Genomic DNA, 5,150 nt, shown 5'->3' on the forward strand with positions numbered 1-5,150 from the left:
CGTGCCACCGGCAAAAGCGGAAAATCCATCTAACTTATTGTCCGGAATTAGTTGACCACTACATGTGGAAACCGGCCATCGCAACCAGCCGAGGGCTCATATTGGGTACTGAAGTCGGGGAATCCAAATGTCGGGACCGGTATTTGATGAAAAGCGAGCGCGGACTGGCGGTCGGGACGGTTTACCAGGATTGGCCCACCCAGGGCGGGGAGTCCATCCGCTCTATGGCGGTCATCGCCCGGCCGCCACATCCCAGGTTCTCCCGTTACCATGACAAGTCTATACCCCAGTTTTTGTTTTGCCTCTGGATCCGCAGACCATCAAGACTTGGCTGGACCCCAGAGTAGGCGCTGACGACCCCGTGATAAGGGATTTGTTGGAAAAACCCAGGATACATACATCTTTATGGGTAACCCGAGTGAAGAGTTTTATCCGGGGGGAAGCGCTGGATGCCCCAGAAGAGCTTGCCGCCGACGACTGACTCATCTTCGGGCTAGGTCGACCTTCGAAACAGCTGGGATTCCGCGCTAGGACGGACTTACAGCGCCCTCGCCGCCTGCTGAAGATAGCTTTGAAGACTGTTAAGGCAAACTATACGACTCTTGGGAATTGATCCGAACCGATGAAATACATCGGTCTTCCCCTATCCGGGTGGATCCATAGCCATTTCCTCTTCAAGAATAACCCTGGCTCCGCAACTACACACTCTACATCGCTGACACAGCTCGGCGGCACCAAAGCTATCATTGGGTGACGCACCGGGGCGCCCGACCAAAAAAATGGGGCGGCCCGAAGGCCGCCCCACCGGTTCACAGGAGTGCGGTTAGCGGTTCTTGTGACCGCAGCCCGACTCAGCCGCTATTGAGACGACCTCGTCCTTCTCGATCTCGGTCATCAGGCCCTGCTCGACAAAGGTCTCCGCGCTCTTGGCCACGCAGGAGACGTATTTGCCGTGGTTGCGCCAGGGCTCGGTAGAACCGCGCGGTCCATCGCAGGGACACAGCTGCGCGAGCGAGCAGCCGGTGCCCAGCTCGACGGTCTCACCCAGCTCGGTGGCCGGGCAGCTGTCGGCGCCGTTGGCCACTCCATCACCGTCAACGTCCGGGTCGCAGGCATCGCCCAGCCCGTCTCCGTCGAAGTCCGCTTGCGACGAATTGGCCGTCAGCGGGCAGTTATCAGCGGTGTCATCCACGTTGTCGTTGTCGTCGTCGTCATCGCAGATATCGCCAAGGCCGTCACCGTCGTGGTCGGCCTGATCGGCGTTGGCGGCCGCCGGGCAATTGTCGTTTTCATTCAGGTGCCCGTCACCGTCGATGTCATCGTCGCACAGATCGCCGACCCCATCGCCGTCCAGATCGGCCTGATCCGGGTTGGGGTTGGCCGGACAGTTGTCAGTGTCGTTCGGTTGTCCGTCGTCGTCCAGGTCGCTGTCACAGACATCGCCCAGCCCATCGCCGTCGGCATCGGACTGATCGGCGTTCGCCACCACCGGACAGTTATCCACGTCGTCGGGCACTGTGTCGTTGTCATCGTCCGGGTCGCAGGCATCGCCCAGGCCGTCACCGTCGGCATCGGCTTGGCTCGGGTTGGCCAACAGCGGGCAGTTGTCCGCCGTATCCTCCACGCCGTCGTTGTCGTCGTCCGGATCACAGACGTTGCCCAGGGCGTCACCATCGGCATCCGCCTGGTCCGCATTGGGCGTGAGCGGGCAGTTATCGTCGCCGTCGGCCACCCCGTCGTTGTCATCGTCACTGTCGCAGGCGTCGCCCTGGCCATCGGCGTCCGTATCAAGCTGGTCGGCATTGGCGGTGAGCGGGCAGTTGTCGACGTTGTTGTCGACGCCGTCCCCGTCGCGGTCAGCGTCACAGGCATCGCCGATGTTGTCACCGTCCTGATCGGACTGATCCGGGTTGGGGGTCAGCGGGCAGTTATCCGCCGTATCCTCCACGCCGTCGTTGTCGTCGTCCGGATCGCAGGCATCGCCCAGGCCGTCCCCGTCGGCGTCACTCTGGAGCGGGTCGGGATTGAACGGGCAGAGGTCTGTTTCATTGGCCACGCCGTCACCGTCGGCGTCGCCATCGCAGGCATCGCCGGCGCCATCGCCGTCGGTGTCGAGCTGGTCGGCGTTGGCGCTGAAGGGACAATTGTCTTCACTGTCGGGGACCCCGTCGTTGTCATCGTCGGTGTCGCAGGCATCGCCTATGCCGTCGGCGTCGTTGTCCGCCTGGTCGGCATTCGGGACAGCCGGGCAGTTGTCCGAGGCGTCCAGAACGCCGTCGCCGTCCGCATCGGGATCGCCCAGTTGGAAGACATAGGCCGAGCCGGAGTCGGTGCCGTTGTCGTCGTCTAAAAAGGCGCCAATCAGGGCCGTGTCCCCGTCGACGGATACGGACACTCCGAATCTGTCATTCAACGCGCGGTCGGTGGCCAGCAGCTTGGCCTGCTGGGTCCAGGCGCCACTCGCATCGCGGGTGAAGACATAGGCCGAACCGGAGCGGAAGCCGTTGTCAGCGTCGAAAGGGGTGGCAATCAGGGCCGAATCCCCATCGACAGACACGGACCAACCGAATCTGTCGTCAGCCGCACCGTCGGCGGCTAGCAGTTTGGCCTGCTGGCTCCAGGCACCACTCGCATCGCGCGTATACACATAGGCCGAGCCGGATTGGCGGCCGTCGTCGTCATCTCTCGGGACGCCAATCAGGGCCGAGTCCCCATCGACAGACACGGACCAACCGAATCTGTCTTCAGCCGCGCCGTCGGCGGCCAGCAGTTTGGCCTGCTGGCTCCAGTTGCCGGACGCATCACGGGTGAAGACATAGGCCGAGCCGGGGCCGTTGCCGCTGAAGTTGTTGAGCCGGGCGCCAATCAGGGCGGTGTCCCCATCGACAGATACGGACCAACCGAACCACTCGTAAGCCGCGCCGTCGGCGGCCAGCAGCTTGGCCTGCTGGCTCCAGTTGCCGGACGCATCACGGGTGAAGACATAGGCCGAACCGGAGCTGAAGCCTTTGTCGTCGTCTAAAGAGGCGCCAATCAGGGCCGTGTCCCCGTCGACGGATACGGACACTCCGAAGCTGTCCCCCAACGCGCCGTCGATGGCCAGCAGCTTGGCCTTCTGGGTCCAAGCGCCACTCGCATCGCGGGTGAAGACATAGACCGAACCGGTGTCGTCTCTTAGGGCGCCAATCAGGGCCGTGCCCCCGTCGACGGATACGGACCAGCCGAAGAAGTCGTCAGCCGCGCCGTCGGCGGCCAGCAGTTTGGCCTGCTGGCTCCAGGCGCCACTCGCATCACGGGTGAACACATAGGCCGAGCCGGAGTTGCTGCCGTTCTCATCATCGCTCCGAGCGCCAATCAGGGCCGTGTTCCCATCGACAGATATGGAAACGCCGAAGAAGTCGTTCGCCGCGCCGTCGGCGGCCAGCAATTTCTGCACCTCGGTAGCGGTGAGCGCTTGGGCGGGTGCGGCAGCCAGGATGCTGAGCAGCGCCAGGCCCAGCCAGTAAACCCATTTAACTTTTTTCATGGCCGTCTCCTTATTGCAGCTGCACGTAGGTGAGCTCGACGGCCGTCGCCTGCTCGAGCGCCTGGCCGAGTTTGAATACCGCCCCGGTGTCGGTGCGCACCACCAGGGTGTCTGAGCCGGTCAGTGAGCGGTCCGGCGCCGTGGCCGTAAAACTTAACGTGGCGATATCTTCGGCGGTCACCGAGTCGAAGCTCACACCCGACAGAAAGGCCAGCTCGGCGCTCTCATCGGCGAGCACGGCTACAGCGTGGGGACTGCGGTCGGCATGGTAGGCCACGAGCAGATCCGCGCCCTCGGGGTCGAGCGGTGCGGCGGGATCGAGCGGCTGCACCGAACCGGTGTCGAGATCCAGGACCTGGGTCTCAAAGGCCAGTGTGACGGTGACCGCCTCACTAGCAACCAGGGGGCTTGCCAACAGCCCCCATAGCAAGAGCGTGCCGAGCACCGACGCGCTGCGACACGGACGTATAACGGGAAACAATCGGGGATTCATGAGCACACCCTCATTGACAGGCTCCGCCACCGCGAAGCGCATGGACTTAGGCGGGCGAACCAGGTCGTCCGTCGGCAGGGGGAGAGGGAATAAGGCAAGGCCCATGCCGGTGGTTACTTTTTCATTTTGAAACAGGCGCTTAGGGGGCTAGGCAGTTTGTCGGGCAACGCGCTTTGTAAAAAATTCCGGCAAAAATCCGTCGGCAGTGCAGACGGAGCGCGTCCGACACCGACCCCCTCACGGTTAAACCTATCGATACTGTTAAGCAACCGATAGCTTCGGCCATTGGCTAGCGGGCTGTGTGACAGCCCCAGGCTATCGAGTATTTTTTGCGTTTGCGAGTGCGACACTAAATAACTCATGCTAGCCTTATGGTCATGTGTTCCAGAATACAGACGGCCCCTTCCTGCGGGCAAACACTAAAGGACCGACTTATACCAAAGTGGTCATAAGTCAGTATTCAGTCACAGGTGATGGATGCGAGTACCTCGTAAACCATGGAATTATCGAGGCATAACCAATACATCAAGTGCGCGCCTTCGGCACTGGACGTGGCTCCGCCAAGCCGCTTATGAAAAGGTGTTAGGCCAATAACATTACAGTGCCTTATCAATCTTTCCTTGTTCGTTTTCGTAACAAACGCCTCGCATACGTGGTTACTCCTCATCGAGTTTTCCAAGAGTTACGCCGACTGGGCATTGGTACCCTATTCTCCTTACATGTGGCGCACTTGTAGCCCACCGCTGGAGCTGTGGTCAAGAGTGTCAGCATTGGATTTCGGCAGTAATGACAGGTTACGCGTCGTTCTGGACCATAAGAGATCTTGTTGGCGGAGTGATCGGATCTGTCCATTCTTTCTGGTTGGAACGTTAGCTGCGCGTAGGTTTTATCAACCGACTCCCTGTATTCAATCTCTAGCTTTTTTATCAGTTTTTCAGTGTTTTCAAGTAGCTGGGTTCGCTCCTCCTCCGACAGCTTCCGTGATGCCCTGCCTGTATAAAGGGCCGTGCTTGGGTAATCCTCCCATAAATTAAGGGTACTCATAAGTAGAATTTTCTCGTAATCTATCCCCAGAGGAGATTCTGCATGAAGAAGTCACGTTTTACCGACAGTCAGATCCTGGCCATCCTG

General features: G+C 60.4%; 2 protein-coding genes. Both read right to left on the bottom strand.

Annotated features, from left to right (window positions below; all coding sequences use genetic code 11):
* Nucleotides 1–823: 823 nt before the first annotated feature.
* Nucleotides 824–3,526 (bottom strand): thrombospondin type 3 repeat-containing protein, encoded by a 2,703-nt coding sequence (locus AAE484_RS17295; protein ID WP_341939687.1) that lies wholly within the window; start codon nt 3,524–3,526, stop codon nt 824–826.
* A 10-nt stretch (nt 3,527–3,536) separates the two neighbouring features.
* Nucleotides 3,537–4,007 carry a hypothetical protein gene (locus tag AAE484_RS17300; protein ID WP_341939688.1) on the bottom strand — a complete coding sequence of 157 codons (471 nt, stop codon included), beginning with the start codon at nt 4,005–4,007 and terminating at the stop codon, nt 3,537–3,539.
* Between the last annotated feature and the right edge of the window lie 1,143 nt (nt 4,008–5,150).

It is taken from the genome of Marinimicrobium sp. C2-29, from assembly GCF_038419845.1.
GTDB lineage: Bacteria > Pseudomonadota > Gammaproteobacteria > Pseudomonadales > Cellvibrionaceae > Marinimicrobium.